This is a genomic window from Nitrospinota bacterium, from assembly GCA_016235255.1.
GTDB lineage: Bacteria > Nitrospinota_A > UBA7883 > UBA7883 > JACRLM01 > JACRLM01.
Window position 1 is genome coordinate 1 of the sequence record JACRLM010000044.1, and the last position, 21,883, is coordinate 21,883.

Sequence of the window (21,883 nt, forward strand, 5' to 3'; positions counted from 1 at the left end):
AGGTTGAGGAAAGTGAGCGGTTATAAACACCTGCCAGAACTGCGTGAGATCATGAAACGGGCTCTGGCGGGGAAGATAATGGTGAAAGCGGCGTGACGGTCATGCCGGGAGTTTCAACTAAAAAAGGGATTGACTCCCCTTACGCTGGACAGTGAGATTATCGCCACGGGAAGCAGGGAAGGGGCGCAGGGGGAGCTTGCGCTAAAGTCCGGCGGGGAAAAGACGATTGACCTGCCGCTTCGCGTGTTCACAAGGCAGGCCATAGGCCACGCGCTGGCCGGGCTTGTGAAGAAAGGCTCCAAATTGACGCTGAAAGGGACACTTAAGTTCAATACTATGATGGGAATCGTGACGATTCCATATTCCGTCGAGCGGATTATTTAGCCCCGGCGCGGCGCTGGCTCCGTTTCGCAACCACCGCCGTTTATGATACTCTTTAAACCCTGTGCGGCTAATTGGAGGTACTGAAAACATGGAAAGAAAGAACATATCCACGGGCTCTAAGTGGGAGCCGGTAATCGGCTATTCCCGCGCTGTGATAGCGGGCCATCATGTGTCCGTCTCCGGGACGACGGCCACGGATGAAACCGGGAAAATAGTGGGCGAAGGGGACCTTTACGCCCAGACCAAACAGGCGATCAAGAATATCGAAAGTGCGCTCAAAGGAGCCGGTGTGCCCCTTTCCAATGTGGTGCGCACCAGGATGTTCCTCACAAACATCGCCGAATGGGAGAAGGCGGGCCGCGCCCATGGCGAATATTTCGGCGAGATACGCCCCAGTACCACCATGGTGGAGGTGAGCAAGCTTATCGACCCGAAGATGCTCATCGAAATTGAAGCGGACGCGGTGATAGACGCGTAACGGCATGTATTCGATCACGCGTGAAAGGTTTGTGGAGCTTGCCTCGGAGGGGAACCTTATCCCCGTTTACCGGGAGATATTCGCGGACCTTGAGACCCCCGTATCCGCGTTCCTTAAAATGGGGGACAACAAATACTCCTACCTTCTCGAATCGGTGGAGGGGGGGGAGAAATGGGGGCGATACACCTTTCTTGGCGGGGAACCGTCCATCATTTTCCGCTATGAAGGCGGACGAGTTTTAATCACTGAAAACGGAGTGGAGCGCTCCTTTGAACCAACCGGAGATCCGCTCGACGAGCTTCGCCGGGTGATGGCCCGCTACCGTCCGGCCCATGTCCCGGGTCTTTCCAGGTTCTCCGGCGGCGCGGTGGGATTTTTGTCGTACGACGCCGCCCGGTTTTTCGAGAAAATGCCGGAGACCGTGACGGATGACCTAAAAGTTCCCGACGCGGTGTTCACCGTGACCGGCACGATATTGATTTTCGACAACATCGCCAACACCATCAAGGTGGTCTCCAACGCATTCGTGGGGGAAGAAGGTGCGGAGGCGGCGTACGCCAAGGCGTGCGCGAAGATAGACTCCATGATCGAAAAGCTTAAGGCCCCCCTGCCGGACGTGAAGGTTGTGACCGGGGACGCCTCGGCCATATCGTTCGAGGGGGCGGCGGACAGGGCCGCGTATGAAAAGAACGTTGAGCGCTGCAAAAGCTATATCCGCGAGGGGGACATTTTCCAGGTGGTGCTGGCCCAAAGGCTCACCGCGCGCATCAAGGCTCCGGCCTTTCAGGTGTACAGGGCGTTGCGGGCCGTCAATCCATCGCCATACATGTACTACCTGAATTATGGGGATGTGAAAATAGTGGGCGCATCGCCCGAATCTTTGGTGCGCGTCGAAGACGGAGTGGTGGAGACCCGCCCGCTGGCAGGCACCCGCCCCAGGGGCCGCAACGAGGAAGAGGACAGGCTGCTGGAAAAAGAACTGCTGGCCGATGAAAAGGAGCGGGCGGAACACATTATGCTCGTGGACTTGGGGCGCAACGACATAGGGCGCGTGTCCACTGGCGGCGCCGTGAAGGTGGACGAGCTTATGGCGGTGGAGAAATATTCCCACGTGATGCACATAGTCTCCAACGTGAAGGGAAAGCTGCGGCCGGATATGGACGCGTATGACGCGCTTCGCGCCACGTTCCCGGCAGGCACGCTTTCCGGCGCGCCGAAAATCCGGGCGATGGAAATAATCGAGGAAATGGAGGGGAAACGGCGCGGCATATACGGCGGATGCGTGGGCTATTTCGCATTCTCCGGCAACATGGACATGGCGATTGCCATACGCACCCTTTATATGGACGGCCAGACCGCGTATCTTGGCGTGGGGGCGGGCATAGTGGCGGACTCCAGCCCGGCCATGGAATACCAGGAGACGATCAACAAGGGCAAGGCGCTCATCAAGGCTGTTAAAATCGCCGAAAACGGGCTTGAACCGTTGTAGGCTCCAATCCTCCTTCTTCACACTAAAAATATACAAACCATGCTTGATATAAAGCGCTTCCCTGTCAACATTGCCGCTTTGGCGCTATTGCTCTGTTCAAGCATTTTTCCTGGCCCGGCCCATGCCTCTGAAAAACGGATAACATTCATAAGCGTGAACGATGTTTACCAGATTTCCCCGGCGTCCGACGGCAGGGGCGGCCTGGCGCGGCTAAAAACGCTTGTGGACGGGATGAAAAAGGATAGTCCCGGCGCCATGTTCACCCTTTCCGGCGATTTCCTTTCGCCGTCGCTGATGTCCTCCGTGTTCAAGGGGAAACAGATGGTGGACCTTCTGAACCTGGCCGGGCTCGACTATGCGTCCATGGGCAACCATGAGTTCGACATGGGGACGCAAGCTCTGGACGACCGGATAAAAGAATCCAAATTCACATGGATAAACTCGAATGTTTACAAAACCGGTGAACTATACCCAGGCACGGTGTCCCACGCAATATTTGAAAAAGATGGGATCAAGGTGGGCGTATTCGCGGTCCTTACGGCGAAAACCACATTTCTCTCCCTGCCCGCCACTGAAGTGGAGATAACCGATCCGATCGTTTCCGCCGCCGAGTCCGTTGAGGAGTTGAAGGGACTTGGCGCAAAGGTGATCGTGGCGATGACACATCTGGACTTGAAGGACGACATCCTCCTTGCGCAGAGCGTGGAGGGGATCGACCTCATACTCGGCGGGCACGATCACGATATCGTTTCAGAAAGGGTGAACGGGGTCTTGATAGTCAAGGCCGGAGCCGACGCAAGATCCGCCGCGAAAGTGGAAATTAATTACGACACCACCATCGGCAGAAGGAGCGGCTCGGAAGTGACGTTCATTGCGGTGGAAACGACTTTGCGCGAGGATGCCACTGTGGCCGGGGCCGCGGCGTCGTATGAAAAAGAGCTTGATGAAAAGATGGCCAAAGTGGAATGCCATGCGGCTGTGGAGCTGGACGCCACCACCCAATCAAACCGGACCGGCCAGACAAACATGGGTGCGCTGGCGGCGGGGGCCATCCGGGCGAAGATGGAGGCGGACATCGGATTTATAAACGGCGGCGCGATACGGGCGGACCGCAAATACCCCGCCGGAGCGATCACGAAGAAAGACTTGTTTTCGATATTCTCTTTCGGCGGGCTTGTGTTCAAGCTTGCGGTCAGTGGCAAGGCGATTTTGGACGCTCTGGAATGGGGGGTGGAAGCCATGCCCGAACCGGCCGGCAAATTCCCCCAGGTGGACGGCGTCACGTTCAGGTTCGACCAGTCCGCCCGGCAGGGTGGCCGCGTGACCGATGTGAAGGTGGGGGGCTTTCCGCTGGATCCGGAAAAGATTTACACTATAGCCGTCACGGACTATATCGCCAAAGGAGGCGACGGCTACAAGATGCATAAGGGCGCCGAAACGATAATCGGCGAACAAAGCGCCCCGGCGTTTCTGGACGTGGTGGAGGAATACCTGTGCAAAACGCACGCTCAACCGGCCACAGGGCAATAAATACCATGATGCGCGCGTTATGACTTTCGCCGAAGCGGAGCGATACCTGAATTCCCTATCCTTTAAAGGGATAAGGCTGGGCCTGGCGAACACCAACAGGTTATTGAAACTCCTGGGCGATCCTCACAAAAGCTTTGATAGCGTGCATGTCACCGGCACAAACGGAAAAGGGTCCACTTCAACTCTCATATCGAACATACTCACACGGGCCGGCGTGTCCAACGGGCTTTATGTTTCGCCCCACCTGGAGACATTCAGGGAGCGGATATCCGTGAACGGCTCCATCGTCACCACGGGGCAGGCGGCGGCGCTCGTCGAAAAGGTCCGCGGCGCGGTGGAACGGGATGGGAAACTGGAAGTGACCTACTTCGAATTCATGACCGCCATGGCTTTCCTGCATTTCGCGCAATGCGGTGTGAAAATCGCCGTGGTGGAGGTGGGCCTTGGCGGCAGGTTCGATTCCACAAACGTGCTCTCTCCGGCGGTGTCTGTAATCACCAGTGTTTCAATGGACCATCGGGAGTATCTGGGAAACACCCTTGCGGCGATCGCTCGGGAAAAGTGCGGCATCGTGAAAAAACGGACGCCGCTTGTGACTGCGGCTTCCGGCGCGCGGGTGATCGCTGAAATAATGAAGGACGCAAAAGCGAAAAGGTCGCCTGTATATCTATGCGGCAGGGAATTTTCCGGCAGGCGCACAGGGATGACGGAAGATGGCGAATGCTTCGACTTCCAATCGTCCATGGGAGAAGTTGGAGGGATGGAAGTGTCGCTGGTGGGCCGTCCACAGGTGTTAAACGGTTCCATGGCCATCCAGACGGCGCTGCTTCTACTGCAAAAAGGAGTGAACATAGGCGAGAAAGCCATCCGGGCCGGATTGTCCACCGTGTCGCTCCCCGGCAGGTTCGAGATTGCCCGGCGCGATCCGCTGGTGATACTGGACGGAGCGCACAATCCGAAGGCAACCTCCGCCCTTTGCCGCACGTTGCTGGAGCGTTTTCCGGAGCGCGGGATAGACTTTGTTTTCGGCGCGATGAAAGACAAGGATTACCGGCGCATGCTCAGAAACCTTTCACCTGCGGCAAAGTCTTTCACCTTCTACAGCCCGCCGGTCCCGCGCGCCGCCGACCCGGTGGTCTTTAAAAAAGCGATGGGCGCAAGCCGCATACCTTTCAGGGTGGCGCGAAGTCTGGACGATGTAATAAAGACCATCGTTTGCGCGCGGAAAAACAGCGTCACGTGCGTCACAGGCTCTTTCTACACAATCGGGGAAATACGGCCGCTCTTGCGAAAAGTATTCAGGAAATAATGATGCGGTCAATATTCATCAAATAAACCAGCGCATTGTGAATAAATAAAGCGGCCAAAATCGCTTCTTGTATCAATGTGTTGCCTCATGCATGCCGTATATATTCCACATCCGGCGAATCCTTTTTGCAATGTTTTCATCTAATGCAAGTGTGGCGTGGATAGTTTGACAAAAGCTCTCCGGCCGCAAATCAACAAGCCTCTATAAAGGACCGGTTGGTTCCCCTATCCGCCGGTCTTGTCCGGGTGAGGGCGATCCCCTCACCCGGTCCTTCCCTTCCCCATCACGCAAAATCTCAAGAGCTTTTTCTTTGGAAAGAAAAAGAAGCAAAAAGAAACTCATTTGCGCCGCTTGGGGGGATGCAATCCCCCACAAGACGGCGCACGCGGTTTTCTTTTGGTTCTTTTCTTTTTCCCAAAAGAAAAGAACAGGCTCTCAAGATAATTTGCGTGATGGGGGAGGGAAGGAGGTCAGAAGGCTTCCCGGTCCAGGGAGCGGTATTGGACAGCTTCACCCACATGATCGGCGCGCATGGCGGGAGCCCCTTCCAAGTCGGCAATAGTGCGGGCGACTTTGAGAACTTTTTCGTGCGCCCTGGCTGAAAGGCCCAGTTTTTCGACGGCGGCCTTTAGGATAGCTTTGGAAGGGCCGTCCAGTTCACATATTTGTTTAATCAGCTTCGCCCCCATCTGTGCGTTGCAATAGATGGACGAGCCGGCGAACCGGTCAAGTTGCATTTTTCTGGCGTTGTTCACCCGTGCGCGTATGTCCTCCGAAGGCTCCCCGTCCGCTTCACCCATCATCTCGCGGTATTTGACGGCGGGCGCCTCGATGTGAATATCGATCCTGTCCATAAGCGGGCCCGATATGCGGCTCCGGTATTTCTGTATCATGTGGCCGGTGCAGGCGCATTCCTTGGCCGGATCCGTGTAATATCCGCACGGGCACGGATTCATGGCCGCCGCCAGCATGAACCGGCAAGGGAACGTGACGGACATGGCCGAGCGGCTGATGGTGAGTCTTCCGTCCTCCAGCGGCTGGCGCATCGCCTCCAGCGCGCTGCGGCGGAACTCCGGAAGCTCATCAAGAAACAAAACGCCGTTATGCGCCAAAGAGACCTCGCCGGGGGTCGGATTAGTCCCGCCGCCGATGAGCCCCGCGTCTGAAATGGTGTGATGAGGGGAACGGAACGGCCTGTGAGTCACCAGCGAAGAGCTGGGGCCCAGTTTCCCGGAGACCGAGTGTATGCGGGTTGTTTCTATCGCCTCGTCAAAGCTCATGTCCGGCAGAATGGTGGGGAGCCGTTTGGCCATCATGGACTTTCCTGATCCCGGCGGCCCGATCATTATCAGGTTGTGCCCGCCAGCGGCTGCCACTTCAAGCGCCCGTTTGACGTGGCCTTGCCCTTTAACTTCCGAGAAATCGAGCCCGCCCCAGTCCGCCGGGCGGAACATATCGTCAAGATTCACCCGCGTCGGGTGAATGGTCTCATGTCCGTTCAAATAGCCTATCACCTGCGGGAGCGATGAGACGCCTAGCACCTCAAGACCGTCCACAACGGCCGCTTCCCGTGCGTTTTCCTCCGGCATTATGATTTTGCGAAAACCTTCGTTTTTGGCCAGGATGGCAGCGGAAAGAGCGCCACGGATAGGTTTGACCCGTCCGTCCAGCGCAAGTTCCCCGAAGATCATGGCGGTGGAAATGTCCGCCTCCAGAAGGTTTTCGGCCATCAGCATGGAGACGGCGATGGGCAGGTCGAAATTGGAGCCTTCCTTGCGCACGTCCGCCGGGGCCAGGTTGACCGTTATTTTTTTTGCGGGAACCTCGAACCCGGAGTTCTGCAGCGCAGCCAGAACCCGTTCCTGGCTTTCGCGCACCGCCGCGTCCGGCAGGCCCACGGTGGAATACGACGGCTGGCCCGGGGAGATGTTCACCTCCACGTCCACTTTCAAGGCGTGGATGCCATGGATGGCGGCGCTGTGGGTCTTGGAGACCGGCATTATTATTTACCCCTTTTGGGTAATAATGCTATGAGGATGAACGGATTATGTCAAGGAAGTTAAGAGGGCATTCTCAAAGCCAACGGATTTACGCCCCTTCCTTGCCGCCTGCCGGCGTTGTACAATTACAGCATGGTTTTCATAAAGTAAGAGCAGGCGCGGCCGTAAAATGATCAAAATAGACAACGTCACGAAAATCTACGGCAAGACCGTGGCGGTGGACGGCGTTTCCCTCCATGTGCGGCCCGGGGAGTGTTTCGGATTCCTGGGGCCCAACGGGGCGGGAAAGACCACCACGCTAAAAATGCTCGCAGGGCTCCTCGTTCCGACACAAGGCGCAATGACAGTGGCGGGATATGACATACAGCGCCAGGCGCTGGAGGCGAAGAAAATGATAGGGTTCGTGCCGGACAAGCCCTTCATTTACGAAAAGCTGACAGGATGGGAGTTTTTGGAGTTCATCCGCACCATATACGGGGTGGACGGCGATTCTGGCGTGTTGGGCATGCAGAACGAATTGATAAGCATGTTCGGCCTGTCCGATTGGCTCAATGAGCTTGTTGAAAGCTATTCCCACGGCATGCGGCAGAAGCTTGTGATAACCTCCGCCCTTATCCACAATCCAAAGGCGCTTATCATAGACGAGCCGATGGTGGGGCTGGACGCGCGCGGTATGCGCCAGGTCAAAGAGCTTTTCAGGGAGCTTGTGAAGAGAGGCTCCACCGTCCTTCTTTCCACCCACACCATGGCCACGGCGCAGGAGATTTGCGACAGGATAGGCATTCTAAGCAAAGGGCGTCTGGTGGCCGTCGGCACGCTCGACGAGCTTCGTGAAAAGGCCGGCGGGGGAGATCTTGAGTCCATTTTCCTCTGGATCACCGAGCGGCAAGCCCAGGACCCGAACGGCGCCTTGACCGCGCAATTTTAAACAAAGGCAGTTGGCGGTACATGATCCACTTCAAATCACTCATTGTCCGCGCGTCCGTCTTTTTGGCGGCCCTCACGGTCCTTTCCTCCCCCGCGGCCATGTGCGCGGCTGTGGAAACATTCACGCTGAAGAACGACACCGTGAAAATCAAAAAGACATACAGGAACGGCGACAAGGTGAAGTTCTGTATTTCGAAGACCTCGGCCGTGAAGAACTGGAAAGGGGTGAAGCTTTTCCACAAAGACGGCAAACCTATAGTCACGCTCACCATCGAAGGGGAGGACAACGGGCCTTTTTGCGCCACGCTGGACCGGGCAACACTAAAAAGCGGATTCCGGTATGAGCTGTGGAGGCGCGAAAGGACCCTTCTTGAATCCTACTTGTCCGGCACCGACGTGGCCTATCCGGGCCATTTGCCCCTTGGCCGGATGGAATATCACTGGGTGAAGGAGATGTGAATCACAGCTCCAGAGTCCCGGCTTCGTTTCCGTTTTCGTCTATATAGAAATGCTGGATGGCGATATCGCGCATCCAGCCCGCCCCGGCCTGTCCCTTGAGCATGGCTATCGTGCAAATGCTTCCCGCCACCACGCACTTGTCCGCCACCACGCTCACAGACGCAAGTCCACGCGACGGCCATCCGGTGCGCGGATTGAGGATATGGCCGTAGCGGACACCGTTGATGACTATGCAGCGCTCATAATCTCCGGAGCTTGCCAGCGCTCCGGCGCCAAGCTTTATCGTCCCCGCGGCGGGTCCTTCTTTGAGGGGGCGCCGTATTTCAATTTCCCAAGGTTCACCATTTGCGTGCGGCCCGGTTATCGCGATGTCCCCGCCCAGGTCCACAAGCCCGTGACGCACACCGGATGATTCAAGAAGCTCGGCCACCCTGTCGGCGGCGTACTCCTTGCCGATCCCTCCGAAGTCCAATTCCATCCCGGGCACGTTAAATGTAAGCTCAGGTGGAGTCCAAGTTATTTTGTCCAGCCCCACCTTCGGCAAAAGGCTTTCTATTTGTTCCCTGTCAGGCAGCTTGCCAGACTCGAAATTCCATGCTCTTCGCAATATGCCGGACGTTATGTCGAAAAGGCCGCCGCTGGCCTCGTGGCAGGCGTAGGCATAGTCCAGCAGACCGGCGGTTTCGCTGTCCACTTCCACGCTCCCCCCGGCTTGGGCGATTTTGTTTATGTGGGAAAGGAAGCTTTCGGGATTGTATCTTGAGTAGCGGTCCTCAATCCTGTGGGCCTCGTTGACCGCCAGTTCGGAAATCTGGTCCGCCTTATCCTGGTTTTCGGCGTAAAAATGGAGGTTGCACTCGGTTCCGAGCGCAAAAAAACCATGGCTGAAGAGCTTATGCATAAAACATCGAAAAGATCCGTTCCACCCAACTTACCACAGCATACGTGGCCAATCCATGTGGCCGGGTCCTTTCGACGCTTTTGCGTGAAGATATCAGCTATCAGGCCTTGATGTTAATATGGCCACCTTTGCCGGACGCAGCGACTTTTAAGGCGGAGGCGGATGGGCCGGAGCCATGCGCCGGGGCGGCTTTGGGCGCCCTTGGGGCCGGGGCTGAATGTCTTGCACTGGCTCCCGATGATATTTTAGGGCCGGCGGCCGATACTCCACTCATTTAAACTCTCCTCCATAAAACTTATGTTTGACGGCGTCGTGGAGCGCCCAGACACCCTCTGGATTATCCACTAGTAAACTATATCGACTATAGTGCCGGATACTTTAGGGAAAAATAGTCCTTTTCTGCCTTTATCCCTTTGAATATTCAGTAAGTTAGCCGTAAGCTTTCTCCCCTCTTCGCAAACTCGTTGAATCCTTGCGCAAAAATTCTTATCTAGAACAATTGCACTATCGGCGCCATGAGATATTGCTAATAAAAACAGTGTGTTGATATTGAAAAAGGGGTGAATAATTTGCCAATGGAGGGTATAAGTTGCCGGTGGGGTTAAAAATATTCCTTATTTTTCTTTGATTCCTTTTCTCTCCAGCGCCACATCCATCCCTTTAAGGTCGCCGGAAAGATGTTTCTTCAACCGCTTCATAAGACGCTCCTCCGCCTGGCGGATTGCCTCCCGGGTGACGCCATGAGCCTCGCCGATCTCCCGCAGAGTGATTGGATTGTCCGACAATATCCGTTTTTCCAGAAGGTCAAGATCGCTTTGCTTGAGCCCTTTTTTAAAACGCTCCACGGACTGGCGGAATTTTTCCATTAATTGCCGATGGGAAAGGTCCTCGGCCAGGTCCGGGCCGGAGCCGGGGATCGTCTCCACCAATTCGCGTCTGCCCCCTTCCTCCACAGGCTGGCTTAGCGACGTGTCCGCCGCGCCTATGCTCTGCCCTATCTCGATCACGTCCTGTTCCGTGGCGCCGAACTTTTCCGCCAGCAGTTTGGGCCCGGCCTCCACCCCCGCCTCCTCCAGCTTCCCCTGTATCTCCTTCAGGTTATATAAAAGCTTGCGCCGGACATTTGTGGTGCCAACCTTCACAAGCCGCCAGTTGTCCAGAAGGTACTTTAAGATATAGGCCCGGATCCAGTATGAAGAGTATGTGGAAAGCCGGGTCCCCTTGAACGGGTCGAACTTGCGGATCGCCCGGAGCAGGCCATAGTTCCCCTCCTGAATAAGGTCCAGCATGTTCTGGAATTGCGACCGGAATTCATAGGCTATCTTCACCACCAGCATAAGGTTGGAGGTCACCAGGCGGAACGCCGCGTCCTTGTCCCCGGTCTGTTTGAACTTTTGGGCAAGCTCAACTTCCTCCTCTCTGCTCAGTGGCGGGTACTGCTTGATCTTGCCGATATATAGCTGAAGCGGGTCCGCCGGGACAATCGCCTCGGCATGTTCCCTCTTCACTGCATTGACAGGCCGGAGGGCCGGAGGTATCACCTCCATTTCATTTTCATCCAAGCCCCCCCCGGAAGGCGGCTTTTTGACGCCATGTTTTTCCATCCGGATATTCTAACATGGGGAAAAATTGGCCAATAAGCGTCGGGAAATACATTCCGGCCTCCAAATATGGGGGATTTTGACGCTTTGGGGCATGGCACAACAATTGCCTATTCAATATGTTGTCAGAACCATGACGCATCGGAGCCCTGGCGCCGTAATTGCTTAACATGACGATAAGGTTAAAAGGCTTTTTATGGGAATCGTAAACGACATACTTTATTCAAGCAACACAGGGAAGCTGACGAACAAGGCTCTGGACATATACGCACAGAGGGCGCTATTGCTCACCAGCAACGTGGCGAACGTGGAAACTCCTGGATACAAGTCCGTGGACATGAAGCCGTTTGAAAACCAGTTAAAGGACGCTATGCGCTCCACCATGAAAATGTCCACCACCAACGGAGCCCATTTGGAAGGGCCCGGGGGGGATATAACCAGTTTTACACCCGAAACCGAGGTGTCGGCCGAGCCGGGAAGGATAGACGGGAACAATGTGAACCTGGACAAGGAAATAGCCGCCCTGCAGGAAAACTCCATTATGTACCAGGCAGTGCTGAACGCCCGGAGCAAACGCGGGCAGATAATCAGCGAGACAATTGACATGGCCGGAAGATAGGAAAATATTTAAGGTAAAGGAAAATGTCTGATCTAAAGATTTTTAGCGGGATGGAGCCGATAGGCTCCGCCCTGAAGGTGGGGAAAAAGACGGAAGCGGACGGGGGCAAGTTCGCCAACACCCTTTCGGACGCGATAAAAGAAGTCAACGACATGCAGATCAACGCCGACAAGGCGATAGAAGACCTTGTCACCGGCAAGTCGAAAAACATCCACGAGACTATGATCACCTTGAGCAAGGCCGAGGTGGCGATGAAACTCACCTTGCAGGTGCGCAACAAGGTGATTGAAGCTTACAAGGAAGTGATGAACACCTCGATGTAGGTGGATTGATAATAAACGCTCCGGGGCGGATAACACCCCCGGAGCGCCAGCCGTTGGCCGCTATTTGAAAGCCCCCGCGTAATCTTTCGCGAAATCACCGAACGAGCGCGCCGCTTTGCCGGTGATGTTTTTAATATCGCCGGTGACTGTGGCGGTGTGGCCAGCCTTGTTGACCGCGTAAAGTTCCAGCAAGCCATCCACCATCCAGTCCGGAATCCCCATGGCAGCCATCCCTTCACGCGCCTTTGATTCGGGAATGTCCACATAAGCCACGTTCTTTCCGGCGGCTGAAGAGAGCGTTTGGGCGGCCTGATGGTTTGTTATCGCCGCAGGACCTGTGAGAGTGTACGCTTTTCCTGCGTGCGCGGCGGGATTGACGAGGATTTCCGCCGCCGCATCGGCGATGTCCCGGGTGTCCACAAAACTGACCGCTCCATTGCCGTGGGGTAAATAGAAGGCCCCTTGCTCCTTGATGGAATGGGAATGGAAGTTGACGTAGTTTTGCATGAACGAATTTGGCCGAAGATGGGTCCATGCGACACCTGATTCTTCAACGGCCCGTTCCGCCGCGCGGTGCCATTTGGCCAATGTGATCTGCTCGTGTTCCGCCCCCATTCCGGACAGCCGGACGATATGGGATATCCCCGCATGTTTGGCGGCCGCCGCGATGCCTGATGTGAGCTGGGCCATTTGAGGGAAGAAGGGAGTAAGCAGGAACAGGGCTTTTCCACCTTCAAAGACCCGGTTTAAAGCGGCGTGCCCGGTCATCTCCGCATTGACCGCATCAATGCCCTTGGCGCGTAATGCCGAAGCTTTTTCCGCCGAGTGTGTGACTGCGGTAAAGTTTGCGCCCCGTTTTTGGAGCGCATCCAATAACGGCGTCCCGATGTTGCCCGTGGCGCCTGTAACGATGATTTTCCCGGCCATGATCCTTGTCCTTTCGCCAAATGTTTTTCATCAATATTGATTGGATGATAGGCTTTTGATATATAATGTCAACTAGTGAGCTATATTGAAACTAGTTACATTTTATATACCATAGAGGCAAGGCCACCCCATGAAAAACGGCGCCAAGGGCGATTGTGATCCGTTCTGCCCCGTCCGCAAGACCATGGAAATCATCCAGGGCAAATGGACCCTCTTGATCCTTCGCGACCTGATGGCAGGCCCGCGCAGGTTCGGCCAGTTGCGCCGGTCATTGGATGGCGTCAGCCCGCGCACGTTGTCCGCCAGGTTGAAGGAACTGGAGGCGGAAGGGATATTGACCCGCACAATATATGCGGAAATTCCGCCCAGGGTGGAATACCGGTTGACTCCAAATGGATTGGGATTGAAGGGGGTGATCGGCGCCATGGGTGAATGGGGAATGAAATCGGCCCGCAAAAAAAAGCCGGGCTCCAGGGGCGCCCCGTCTCTTACCGCCTGAAACCGCAGAGTTGCAATCTGTTATCCCCTTGTATTAACAGACGATAGTCCGGATCGATTTTTTTTCTAAAGCCGGAGCGTCAAAAATCCGATAGTCATGTTAACAAAGGACGGCTATCGGAAATGCAAATACAAGGTCTGGTTCCAAATAATTTTCGCCATATGGCGCCGTGGCAAGCTCCGGCCGGCCAATCAGGCGGCGCAAACCCGTTCAATGAAGCGCTTATACAGGCGCAACCGGAACAATTAAGCCCGCAACCTTCCTCCGGCGCCGGCAATCAAGGCGTTACCGGCGATGGATCGGATGGAAGCTCGCTGTTTTACGGGCACGTATCGCTGGACTTGAGTTTCTCCATGTCCGAATCGCTTACCCGGCAGACCACATCCTCAGGCCCTGATGGTTACAAAACACTGACCGAAAACATGAGCAGGAGTTTTCAGGCGGGATTGAGCCTGGACTTCTCGTTTTTGCAGCAATTCAGCGGAACTACAGACAAATTAAGCAAAATGGATCAGGCTGTCTTTGGCGAGTGGGGCCAGGCCGCTTCTGACCTGCTGGACATGAATCCGAAAGATTTCCAGGAATTCGTGGCCTCCACCGACAAGCTGTTCAACGAAATTGAAAAAGCGCTTGGCCTTGGTTCCACCGGATTGGACCATGTGGCGCAGTTCTTCACCGATCAGGTGAAAGGTTTCCTTGGCGACGTGAAGGCCCAGATGGACCAATTCGAGAAAAATCCAATCGGACAGGGCAACGATATCGGGCTTAACATTCCCGCCCTGTTCGACAAGGCGAAACAGGCGATGCCCGGCGACCTGCAGAAATTCCTGGAAGATCAAATTGCCCGGCAGTCTTCCGAAGATCCGAAATCGGAGCTTTTGAAAAAACTGCAGGAGATTTATAAGCGCCTTTTGGACCGACTGAATAACCCAGAGGACCCTAAGGCAATAAACGACGGTTCCGCGAATCAATCAGGGCTGGACATACCTCCGCCGCCACCGCCACCCCCGGGAAGCGATGGGGCGTCCGCGGTTCCGGAGGAGGAAGGGGCCGCAAGTGATAAAGACCCGGGCGGGGAGGAACAGTATTTGTCTTTCTCCTATTTCCAGAAAAAGACGGTGTCAATCTCGGCTTACCTTGAAACCATAAGCCAGAAGGATCCAGGCGGCAACGAACCGGGACAGGCCACCTCCATTACGGCCTGACTGGCTCCGCCACCGTCCCTTCTTACAGGCCTATCTATATCCCCTTCCGGAAAGAGCCGGAGCCCTATGAGCCTTGAATTCGGGCTTAAGGCTCAAGTTGAAAGATTTTTCGACAGGGGCGGCAGAAATCTGGACATCAAAAGCGGAGGCTTCCGGATCACCCTTCATCCTGTAATGCCAGGACATCAGCTTATAGGCGCCTGTTGGAATATCCTTCAATTTTCCCTTGCCGTCGGTCCCTGTGATGGTGAAATAAGGGGTGTCCACCACATATAAGTAGGCGGACATCCAGTCATGTATGTTGCACCCTATGGCAATGGCCCCGGGCTTGTCGAAAACAACTGGATTGGCCGGGGTGCCGATATAGAGCGGAAGCTCGAATGTCTTGGTTGGTGATAACGAATAGACATGATGGCGGATATTGTCCCTGTTTGGGAATTGGACCGCCACTCCGGTCTGGGCCGCCAGCACCAGAGGGACAAACTCCTTGTTCACCTGGTCCATTATCGTCAGTTTGCCGCTTTCCAGGCGAGGCGCCTTGCCGCTGACCGGTACGGCGAATATCACAGCTTTGTTCAATGGGGCGCCGTTGGAGTCCAAGACCGTCGCCGATATCTCCCCCGCATCCGCATTGCCGCCAAATAAGATCAATACCGCGATGAACGCAACCGCGATCAGCGCCGGAGCGTGAAGGGGCGATTTGGCGGATATTCCGGGTTTGCGCGCGTCAGAAAGCATACGCCGCCCCAAACCTGAAGATGTTGTTTTCATAATTCGCCCAGCTCGAGTTTGTGTTGACGCGCAGATAGTCCAGATTAAGGGAAAATTGGCGGTATATTTCCCGGCTTAGCCCTATGTTGAAGGATTGGGTGTCGGCCTGATATCTAGCGGTGGCGTAATTGGAAAAAACATGGTCGTACCAGATTGATGTCCTGGAGTTGCGCAGAGAGGCGCCCGGGACAAAGTCCACCGCCACCTCCCCGCGCCGGAAGCGGTATTCGAATATAAGATTGTCCGCCTCGGTCAACAGGAAAGAGAGACGGGCCAGAACGGTGTTCCCGGAAGTGTCATACGGATTTGAATAGCTTCCTGGACTGCAATCCGTGGTTTTACCGTCCGACCCGCAATAAGCCTCAAATGTTTCTCGGGGGGAATTTCTGTCGTATTCGTATCCTATCAGCATATTCAGCCGCTCGGTGGCCCATAGCGAGCCGGTCAGCCCAGCCGTCAGCGAATTGATGTCGCGGTGATTGTCCTTGAAGTCTTCTATCCGGTATGAGGCCCGCATGTCCATCCGAAGGGACTGCGGCCCGACGCCGAACTTGTGTCCCAGGTTGAGCGAAAGTCCGCCGGACATTCTGCTTAATCCGTCATACTCGGAGACAGTGGCGTTTTCCAGATCAACATCAATGGAAGCGCCGGTGTATGTGGCTATCTGTTCGAAATATCCCAGGGAAGCGCCGGCGATATACGCAGTTCCGGTTTTCATGCCGGCGGCGGCCTTGGTATTGTTGATGTTGTCGTTCCTCTCCGCCAGAGCACGTAAATCTAAAAGCCAACTTGCCTCCGCGCATTTTGGCCCCAGCGTGGACATGGAAAGGATTGTGGCCAGCAACACCGTTGGCAATGATGAAACGAAGCTCGTGAAACAAATTTTTTTTCTCAAAGTGGCCAGCTCCCCATAGGCTGGTTAGAAGATACAATACGCCGCGTAATAATGCAACACAATCGGCGGCTCCGTTGCCGGCCTGCGCATATCGGCTTATCCTGCTTTTGCGCGGCAATTTCCACAACATTTCATGGGTACTGCCGCCAAATAGCTTGACTTCACCTCCTGTTGAAATATCATCCTTTCAAGGTGGATGTTGGCCTGGGGCTGGAACCGGCGGAGCATGCGGGACGGCGGCGCATTGTCCATTGATATGTTTCATTATTGAAAGCCAAAAGGCGGACACAGAGGGCGATTGTTAAAATTCCGGAGCTTTCGGGCACGCATCCTCGCCCTGTTCCTGATATTGCTGGCCATCGTCCAGTCGGCCGTCTTCGTGGCGGTGAACAGGGCGAACATAAATAGCGCCACCGCGCAAATAGAGAGCGCCCTGGCCGTCACCGCCGGGGTCCTCAGGCAGATTGTCCACGAAAGGAACAGGAGCCTGGTCGAGTCCGCCAAGGTCATGTCGGGTGATTATGCGTTCAAGCAGGCCATCGCCACACATGATCAGGGCACCATTATATCGGTCCTGAACAACCATAAGGCCCGCATAGGCGCCGATGTGATGCTGCTGGTCTCTTTCGATGTGGACATAATAGCGGACACGCTTCATCCCAATCAGGCCGGAGGCAGATTCCACGATGAGAGGATCATCAAGTCCGCCGAGTCCAACGAGCGGGGGGAAGCGGCGTCCATCGTGATGATAGACGGCAAAGCATACCAGATGGCCGTCGTCCCATTGCTCATCCCGGCGCCTGAGGCATGGGTTCTTGTGGGATTTGACGTCAATGAGGTGTTCGCCAAAGAGCTGGAGAGGCTCACCCAGTCGCAAATATCCTTTGCGGTAAGCGAAAGCGGAAAGCCGGGCTGGGAAGTATTCGCCTCAACCCTGCCAGCCCAGCCGCGTAAAACACTGCCGCCGCTCTTGAACGACAAGACCCTTGTCGCCGGCAAGGGGGCGACAATTGTCATGGACGGTGTGGAGCATGTTTCTTTCGTGGTCTCCCTGCTCGACACAAACCAGGCCAAGGTCTCCGTGATACTCCAAAGGCCGCTGGCGGACGCGCTGGCGCCGTATTTCAGGCTGAGGATAGTCCTTGCGGCGCTGTTCATAGTGGGGCTGGCTTTCTTCGCCCTTGGAGGCAATTTCCTGGCCGGCACGGTGACAAGGCCGGTGAACAAGCTTGTGCGGATGAGCCGCAAAGTCGAGGAGGGGGACTATACCGTATCCGTCGAGATAGCGCAGAAGGACGAGCTTGGAAAACTCGGGGCCGCGTTCAACAACATGGTCAAGGGGCTCGCGGAACGTGACCGCGTCCAGAACATTCTTGGAAAGGTGGTGTCGGTGGCGGTGGCCGAGGAGCTTTTGAGCAAGGGATATGACCTGGGGGGCGAAGACAAGGAAGTGACTGTGCTTTTCACCGACCTGCGGGACTTCACCACGCTGAGCGAAAAGCACACCGCGCGCGAAATACTTTCGATCCTCAACGTTTATTTCACCGGGATCACCTCCGTGGTGGAGGCGTCCGGTGGAGTGGTGGACAAATATATCGGAGACGCCATGATGGCCCTTTTCGGCGCGCCGCTGACCCATAAGGACGACGCGGAACAGGCTGTGGCCGCCGCGCTGGAAATGATAAAGACCCTGGGCCGGATAAATGAGGAGTTTGTGGCGAGGGGATTCCAGAAGCTGGAAATGGGCGTGGGGATAAACACCGCCATGGTGTTGGCCGGGAACATGGGATCGAAGACCAGGCTCAATTACACGGTCATCGGGGACGGCGTCAATCTCGCGTCGAGAATAGAGGGCCTTTGCAAGAAATACGGGGTGGCCGTTCTGGTGAGCGGCACCACAAGGGAAAAAGCCCACTCATTCGTATATCGAGAGATTGACAGGGTCCGGGTCAAAGGCAAGACAGAGCCTGTGGTCATATATGAGCCTGCAGGCAAAAGCGGGGAGATGGATCCCGCGGCGCTGGAAATGGTGAATACGCACAATTCCGCCATCGAATTGTACCGCGCGCGGCGGTGGGACGAGGCCAAAAATATTTTCAGCGGGATTTGCGGGAATGCTTTGGCCAACCCAAAGCTGTGCTCTCTTTACCTGGAGCGCATAGACGGGCACATGGCCAATCCGCCGGGAGAGGACTGGAGCGGGATCAGCGATCTGCGCGAAAAATAAAGTATCCTATCGGCTGTATTTCAGAGCTTCGAGTTCCAGAGGACGCTGGGCAAGTCATTTTTTACGCCATGGCTATATAAAGGTTCATAGCGAAGAAGGGGAAGGGAGCAGGTTCACCGTGCAGATTCCGCTTGGAATCAGATTCCCGGCCAAAGTGGAGCAATCCATGGAAAGCACAGCCTACCCGCTTCGTTCAAAGGCAATAATAGACGAGGCGCGGGAATGGCTTCCGGATGACGGAATCAAGGAAAGCAACATCGCTCCCGTCACTTCCGATCGTTTGGGCCGGATAGTGGTGGCCGAGGACAACGCAGACATGCGCGAGTACATAAGCCGCCTTGTCCGGGATGCCGGGTAATGCCGTGCTGACCGCGCAGGACGGAGAAGAAGCGCTTGCGGCCTGCCTTGCGGACCCGCCAGACCTGATCCTGTCCGACATCATGATGCCCAAGCTGGACGGTTTCGGTCTTCTGCGGAAACTCCGCGCCGAGGAGCGCACCGCCACGCTTCCCATCATTATGCTTTCGGCCCGGGCGGGGGAGGAAGCGCGGATCGGCGGCATCGCCAAAGGGGCGGACGACTATCTTGCAAAACCGTTCCATGCCCGAGAACTTGTGTCGCGGGCGCGCCGGGAAGTGGAGTGTGAACTTCGCCAGGCGAAGGACGCCGCCGCCGAAATGAAAAAGATCAGCTTGAGCAACAACGTGCCGCCGGAAACCGTGGCGCAGGCGGATCCGGAGCTGCTTGGCGAGGCGCTCCACAACATCGTGGTCAACGCCATAAAATTCACCCACGAAGGGGGCTGTGTGCGCGTGTTCACACCGGAGGACAATGTTATCGCCGTGGAAGACAACGGGATAGGCGTCAATCCTGGCATGATAAACAAGCTTTTCACCGCCGATGGGGCGATATCATCTCCGGGCACGGCGGGGGAAAGCGGCACGGGCCTGGGCCTGCTGCTTTGCTCCGACGTGATAAAGGCTCACGGGGGCGTCATCTCGGTGAAAAGCGAGCCGGGCAAAGGGAGCGTATTTTCGATCCATTTGCCACAGCCCACCCGCAAGACCGGTTGACGACGTCCCGTTTTCTCAGCCTTTCTCCACCATAAGCAAGTGCCTTCCACCCTCAAAAGGATCGCTTGAAAGGATGGTGTGCCCGTCATTGCGAAGGCTTTGCGGCACGTTCTTTATGGGCGCGCCGTCGTCCAGGATCACTTCCACCCGCGTCCCGGTCTCCGCCATTTCCAGGAACAGCTTCACCTTGATGTAGTTGTACGGGCACTTCACGCCGGTCAAGTCCAGCCGTTTTGCTTCCGGCTTGGCCTTTTTCACGGTCTGCTCTTCGTTGGAGTCGGCGTGGATAGTGGTGTACGCGGCGAGGCAGTCCTCAAGGAACTCCCCGCTCATCGCCACAAGCTCGGCGGCGCTTCCGGCCTTCTGGCCCGCGGGTACCAGCGCCACCTTGTAGCGCTCCGGCACAAATCCCCTTGTCACAAGCTTGGTGTTAAACTCGCGGAAGGTCTCCTCCTCCGTGGCGGGGTCTATCCCGTAGGTGACCAGGAGCGCCTTGGCCGCCCGCAACACCGCGTCATGGGCCGCCGCCGCCGCCTCTGCGCCGTTGCCTTGCTTGAGCGCTCCATTGGCTGCGGTGTGATAGCGGCGCGCCTCGTCGAACAGGCCGTCTATCAACTCCAGCGCGGAACCCGCGCACTCTCCCGGGCCCACTTCGTCCAGGCTGAACTCTTTTTGCGTGTCCCAGTCGTAATACGAGTCCGGATTCTCGTCGAAAGAAGGCAGCTTTGAGAATCCGGACAGCGCGGACTCCAGTTTGTCCAGCCCTATCCGCGCAAAAGTGTCCGACAGCCTTTCCCCCTGCAGGCGGTTGATCCCCGCCAGGGAAAGGGTCATGTCCACAGCTTCCGGGACGCGCCGCGCCGGAATTTTCGCCAGCGGCCGCCCGAACACCGTTGTCTGCCCCAGGCTCACACCGCCAACGTAAAGCTGGTAGTGGGGAGCCAGCTTGCCGTTCACCTTCTTCGCGGAACCGGACAAGCCGATATCGGCGGTGTGATGCCGTGAGCAGGCGTTCGGGCAGCCGCTGGCGGCTATCGTGAAGTCATGATAGCCAAGCAGTTCATATTTTTTCGCCACCTGCTCAAGCCTGCGGGCCACCCCCTTGGAATTGGCGATTCCCTCGGAGCATGTTGTGGCGCCGTTGCAGGCCAGAACGCGATAGCTGCGCTCCGGGACATAGATTTCAAGCCCGATTTCCTTGAGCCGCGCCTTTGCCGATTCCCGTTCATCCGGGCCGAATCCATGCACGGCCAGGGTCCCGTCGCGGGTTATGTTCACGGACAAGCGGCCGGCCTCAAGCGCCGCCGCCAGAGAGCGCAACTGTTGCGGTGTGACGTCCCCGGTGGCGCCGCGAGCGTAAACTGCCTCCCCATTCACCTCGTTGACGTATGCGATGGGCAGGTCAATGGGCTCTATGCCGGTGAAGTTTTCCCGTTCACGCCTGTACAGATCCTTGAACATCTCCACACCGACGTTTTCTATATAGAACTTTATCCTGGCCCTGTTCCGGTTCACGCGCTGGCCGTTCCGGTTGAACAGGGTGACTATCGCCAGGATAACCTCGTGAATCCTGCCGGCCGGGACGAACTCTTCCAGCGTAAATCCAAGCCTTGGCACAGCGCCAAGCCCGCCTCCGACATACACGCGGAAACCGAATTCCGGATATCCCTCCTTCGGGCCCAGGGCGATGAGCCCTATGTCGTCGGTCATGGCCGAAGCCGCGTCGCTCGCGTTTCCGGTGAAGGTGATCTTCACCTTGCGAGGCAGCCCTTTCGACAGCGGGCTTTTGGAAAAATATTGCGACACGCGCCTCGCCGCTTCGGTCACGTCAATCGGGGCCGTGGCGCTCACAACCATGTTGCGCAGGGTGTTGCCAGCGGCGCCGATGGTGGTTATCCCGGCTCGGTTGAGAAGGTCAAGCGCGTCCACAAGGTTTTCCAGCTTGACGAAGTATAGCTGGAAGTCCTGCCTTGTGGTCAGGCGGACCGGGCCTTCGCCAAATTTTTCCGCCGCCTCGGCCGCGGCCAGAAGACCCTTTGCCGAGATCGCGCCCCCCGCCAGCTTGGTGCGGATGAGAAAATATCCCGGCTGCCGGAGCGCGTATATGCCGAATCCAAGGCGCGCCGCCTTGAACTGGTCCTTTGTCAGGCCGCCCGAAATGAACTTCTCCACCTGCCTGGAAAACTCCTGCAGCTCAGGTGAAGAGTATGTCCGTTCCGTCAATGTATCAGCGCCACTCATCTTATATACCTCCATGCCGGCTCCC

The 21,883-nt window shown here is 56.3% G+C and carries 21 protein-coding genes; 14 read left to right on the forward strand and 7 right to left on the reverse strand.

The window, feature by feature from the left end:
* Positions 1-129: 129 nt before the first annotated feature.
* The 5 genes from HZB29_05870 (at position 130) to HZB29_05890 (ending at position 5,190) form a co-directional block, all read left to right on the forward strand.
* Positions 130-384: a hypothetical protein gene (locus HZB29_05870; protein MBI5815120.1), complete on the forward strand. Its 255-nt coding sequence runs from the start codon at positions 130-132 to the stop codon at positions 382-384.
* 88 nt (positions 385-472) lie between these two features.
* The gene (locus HZB29_05875) at positions 473-862 is read left to right on the forward strand and encodes a RidA family protein (protein ID MBI5815121.1); all 390 of its coding nucleotides are present in this window, start codon (positions 473-475) and stop codon (positions 860-862) included.
* A 4-nt stretch (positions 863-866) separates the two neighbouring features.
* A complete protein-coding gene (gene trpE / locus HZB29_05880; GenBank protein MBI5815122.1) occupies positions 867-2,351 on the forward strand; it encodes an anthranilate synthase component I in 1,485 nt (494 codons plus the stop codon).
* 153 nt (positions 2,352-2,504) lie between these two features.
* Complete coding sequence (locus tag HZB29_05885) at positions 2,505-3,881, forward strand: bifunctional metallophosphatase/5'-nucleotidase (protein MBI5815123.1); 1,377 nt, start codon at positions 2,505-2,507, stop codon at positions 3,879-3,881.
* 19 nt (positions 3,882-3,900) lie between these two features.
* Positions 3,901-5,190, forward strand: a complete 1,290-nt coding sequence (locus HZB29_05890; GenBank protein ID MBI5815124.1) for a bifunctional folylpolyglutamate synthase/dihydrofolate synthase — start codon at positions 3,901-3,903, stop codon at positions 5,188-5,190.
* A gap of 470 nt (positions 5,191-5,660) precedes the next feature.
* Here the strand turns inward: HZB29_05890 and HZB29_05895 are convergent, their stop codons facing one another.
* Positions 5,661-7,190, reverse strand: coding sequence for a YifB family Mg chelatase-like AAA ATPase (locus tag HZB29_05895; protein MBI5815125.1), 1,530 nt, complete (start codon positions 7,188-7,190; stop codon positions 5,661-5,663).
* A 169-nt stretch (positions 7,191-7,359) separates the two neighbouring features.
* Between HZB29_05895 and HZB29_05900 the strand changes: the two genes are divergently transcribed.
* Positions 7,360-8,118, forward strand: a complete 759-nt coding sequence (locus tag HZB29_05900; GenBank protein ID MBI5815126.1) for an ABC transporter ATP-binding protein — start codon at positions 7,360-7,362, stop codon at positions 8,116-8,118.
* 20 nt (positions 8,119-8,138) lie between these two features.
* Positions 8,139-8,576 (forward strand): hypothetical protein, encoded by a 438-nt coding sequence (locus HZB29_05905; GenBank protein MBI5815127.1) that lies wholly within the window; start codon positions 8,139-8,141, stop codon positions 8,574-8,576.
* Position 8,577: 1 nt separating this feature from the next.
* Here HZB29_05905 and HZB29_05910 read toward each other — a convergent pair whose 3' ends face one another.
* Both HZB29_05910 and HZB29_05915 read right to left on the reverse strand, forming a co-directional pair.
* On the reverse strand, positions 8,578-9,477 hold the full coding sequence (locus tag HZB29_05910; protein ID MBI5815128.1) for an FAD:protein FMN transferase: 900 nt from the start codon (positions 9,475-9,477) through the stop codon (positions 8,578-8,580).
* A 614-nt stretch (positions 9,478-10,091) separates the two neighbouring features.
* Positions 10,092-11,039, reverse strand: coding sequence for a sigma-70 family RNA polymerase sigma factor (locus HZB29_05915; protein ID MBI5815129.1), 948 nt, complete (start codon positions 11,037-11,039; stop codon positions 10,092-10,094).
* A 235-nt stretch (positions 11,040-11,274) separates the two neighbouring features.
* Here HZB29_05915 and flgB point away from each other — a divergent pair, with 235 nt between their 5' ends.
* Entirely contained in the window at positions 11,275-11,697 is a 423-nt protein-coding gene (flgB, locus tag HZB29_05920) for a flagellar basal body rod protein FlgB (GenBank protein MBI5815130.1), read from the forward strand.
* A gap of 23 nt (positions 11,698-11,720) precedes the next feature.
* Positions 11,721-12,020 (forward strand): flagellar hook-basal body complex protein FliE, encoded by a 300-nt coding sequence (gene fliE, locus HZB29_05925; protein MBI5815131.1) that lies wholly within the window; start codon positions 11,721-11,723, stop codon positions 12,018-12,020.
* Between the two features lie 60 nt (positions 12,021-12,080).
* Here the strand turns inward: fliE and HZB29_05930 are convergent, their stop codons facing one another.
* Positions 12,081-12,947, reverse strand: a complete 867-nt coding sequence (locus HZB29_05930; protein MBI5815132.1) for an SDR family oxidoreductase — start codon at positions 12,945-12,947, stop codon at positions 12,081-12,083.
* A gap of 130 nt (positions 12,948-13,077) precedes the next feature.
* Here HZB29_05930 and HZB29_05935 point away from each other — a divergent pair, with 130 nt between their 5' ends.
* Both HZB29_05935 and HZB29_05940 read left to right on the forward strand, forming a co-directional pair.
* Positions 13,078-13,446, forward strand: a complete 369-nt coding sequence (locus HZB29_05935) for a helix-turn-helix transcriptional regulator (protein ID MBI5815133.1) — start codon at positions 13,078-13,080, stop codon at positions 13,444-13,446.
* 161 nt (positions 13,447-13,607) lie between these two features.
* Positions 13,608-14,651 carry a hypothetical protein gene (locus HZB29_05940; protein ID MBI5815134.1) on the forward strand — a complete coding sequence of 348 codons (1,044 nt, stop codon included), beginning with the start codon at positions 13,608-13,610 and terminating at the stop codon, positions 14,649-14,651.
* 30 nt (positions 14,652-14,681) lie between these two features.
* Here the strand turns inward: HZB29_05940 and HZB29_05945 are convergent, their stop codons facing one another.
* Together HZB29_05945 and HZB29_05950 are read right to left on the reverse strand one after the other, a co-directional pair.
* The gene (locus HZB29_05945) at positions 14,682-15,389 is read right to left on the reverse strand and encodes a methylamine utilization protein (GenBank protein ID MBI5815135.1); all 708 of its coding nucleotides are present in this window, start codon (positions 15,387-15,389) and stop codon (positions 14,682-14,684) included.
* Positions 15,379-16,317, reverse strand: coding sequence for a hypothetical protein (locus tag HZB29_05950; protein MBI5815136.1), 939 nt, complete (start codon positions 16,315-16,317; stop codon positions 15,379-15,381). Before HZB29_05950 ends, HZB29_05945 begins: the two co-directional genes overlap by 11 nt.
* Before the next feature lie 298 nt (positions 16,318-16,615).
* Between HZB29_05950 and HZB29_05955 the strand changes: the two genes are divergently transcribed.
* The 3 genes from HZB29_05955 (at position 16,616) to HZB29_05965 (ending at position 19,617) form a co-directional block, all read left to right on the forward strand.
* A complete protein-coding gene (locus HZB29_05955) occupies positions 16,616-18,544 on the forward strand; it encodes a HAMP domain-containing protein (GenBank protein MBI5815137.1) in 1,929 nt (642 codons plus the stop codon).
* 166 nt (positions 18,545-18,710) lie between these two features.
* Complete coding sequence (locus tag HZB29_05960) at positions 18,711-18,902, forward strand: hypothetical protein (protein ID MBI5815138.1); 192 nt, start codon at positions 18,711-18,713, stop codon at positions 18,900-18,902.
* 4 nt (positions 18,903-18,906) lie between these two features.
* Entirely contained in the window at positions 18,907-19,617 is a 711-nt protein-coding gene (locus HZB29_05965) for a response regulator (protein ID MBI5815139.1), read from the forward strand.
* Positions 19,618-19,632: 15 nt separating this feature from the next.
* Here the strand turns inward: HZB29_05965 and HZB29_05970 are convergent, their stop codons facing one another.
* Positions 19,633-21,858, reverse strand: coding sequence for a sulfurtransferase TusA family protein (locus HZB29_05970; protein MBI5815140.1), 2,226 nt, complete (start codon positions 21,856-21,858; stop codon positions 19,633-19,635).
* Positions 21,859-21,883: the final 25 nt, after the last annotated feature.

Bases quoted from the DNA above. Each gene is read 5' to 3' on its own strand.
- HZB29_05875 (MBI5815121.1), top strand. From the start codon at position 473: ATGGAAAGAAAGAACATATCCACGGGCTCTAAGTGGGAGCCGGTAATC.
- trpE (MBI5815122.1), top strand. From the start codon at position 867: ATGTATTCGATCACGCGTGAAAGGTTTGTGGAGCTTGCCTCGGAGGGG.
- HZB29_05890 (MBI5815124.1), top strand. From the start codon at position 3,901: ATGACTTTCGCCGAAGCGGAGCGATACCTGAATTCCCTATCCTTTAAA.
- HZB29_05895 (MBI5815125.1), bottom strand. From the start codon at position 7,190: ATGCCGGTCTCCAAGACCCACAGCGCCGCCATCCATGGCATCCACGCC.
- HZB29_05900 (MBI5815126.1), top strand. From the start codon at position 7,360: ATGATCAAAATAGACAACGTCACGAAAATCTACGGCAAGACCGTGGCG.
- HZB29_05905 (MBI5815127.1), top strand. From the start codon at position 8,139: ATGATCCACTTCAAATCACTCATTGTCCGCGCGTCCGTCTTTTTGGCG.
- HZB29_05910 (MBI5815128.1), bottom strand. From the start codon at position 9,477: ATGCATAAGCTCTTCAGCCATGGTTTTTTTGCGCTCGGAACCGAGTGC.
- flgB (MBI5815130.1), top strand. From the start codon at position 11,275: ATGGGAATCGTAAACGACATACTTTATTCAAGCAACACAGGGAAGCTG.
- fliE (MBI5815131.1), top strand. From the start codon at position 11,721: ATGTCTGATCTAAAGATTTTTAGCGGGATGGAGCCGATAGGCTCCGCC.
- HZB29_05930 (MBI5815132.1), bottom strand. From the start codon at position 12,947: ATGGCCGGGAAAATCATCGTTACAGGCGCCACGGGCAACATCGGGACG.
- HZB29_05935 (MBI5815133.1), top strand. From the start codon at position 13,078: ATGAAAAACGGCGCCAAGGGCGATTGTGATCCGTTCTGCCCCGTCCGC.
- HZB29_05940 (MBI5815134.1), top strand. From the start codon at position 13,608: ATGGCGCCGTGGCAAGCTCCGGCCGGCCAATCAGGCGGCGCAAACCCG.
- HZB29_05945 (MBI5815135.1), bottom strand. From the start codon at position 15,389: ATGCTTTCTGACGCGCGCAAACCCGGAATATCCGCCAAATCGCCCCTT.
- HZB29_05960 (MBI5815138.1), top strand. From the start codon at position 18,711: ATGGAAAGCACAGCCTACCCGCTTCGTTCAAAGGCAATAATAGACGAG.
- HZB29_05970 (MBI5815140.1), bottom strand. From the start codon at position 21,858: ATGAGTGGCGCTGATACATTGACGGAACGGACATACTCTTCACCTGAG.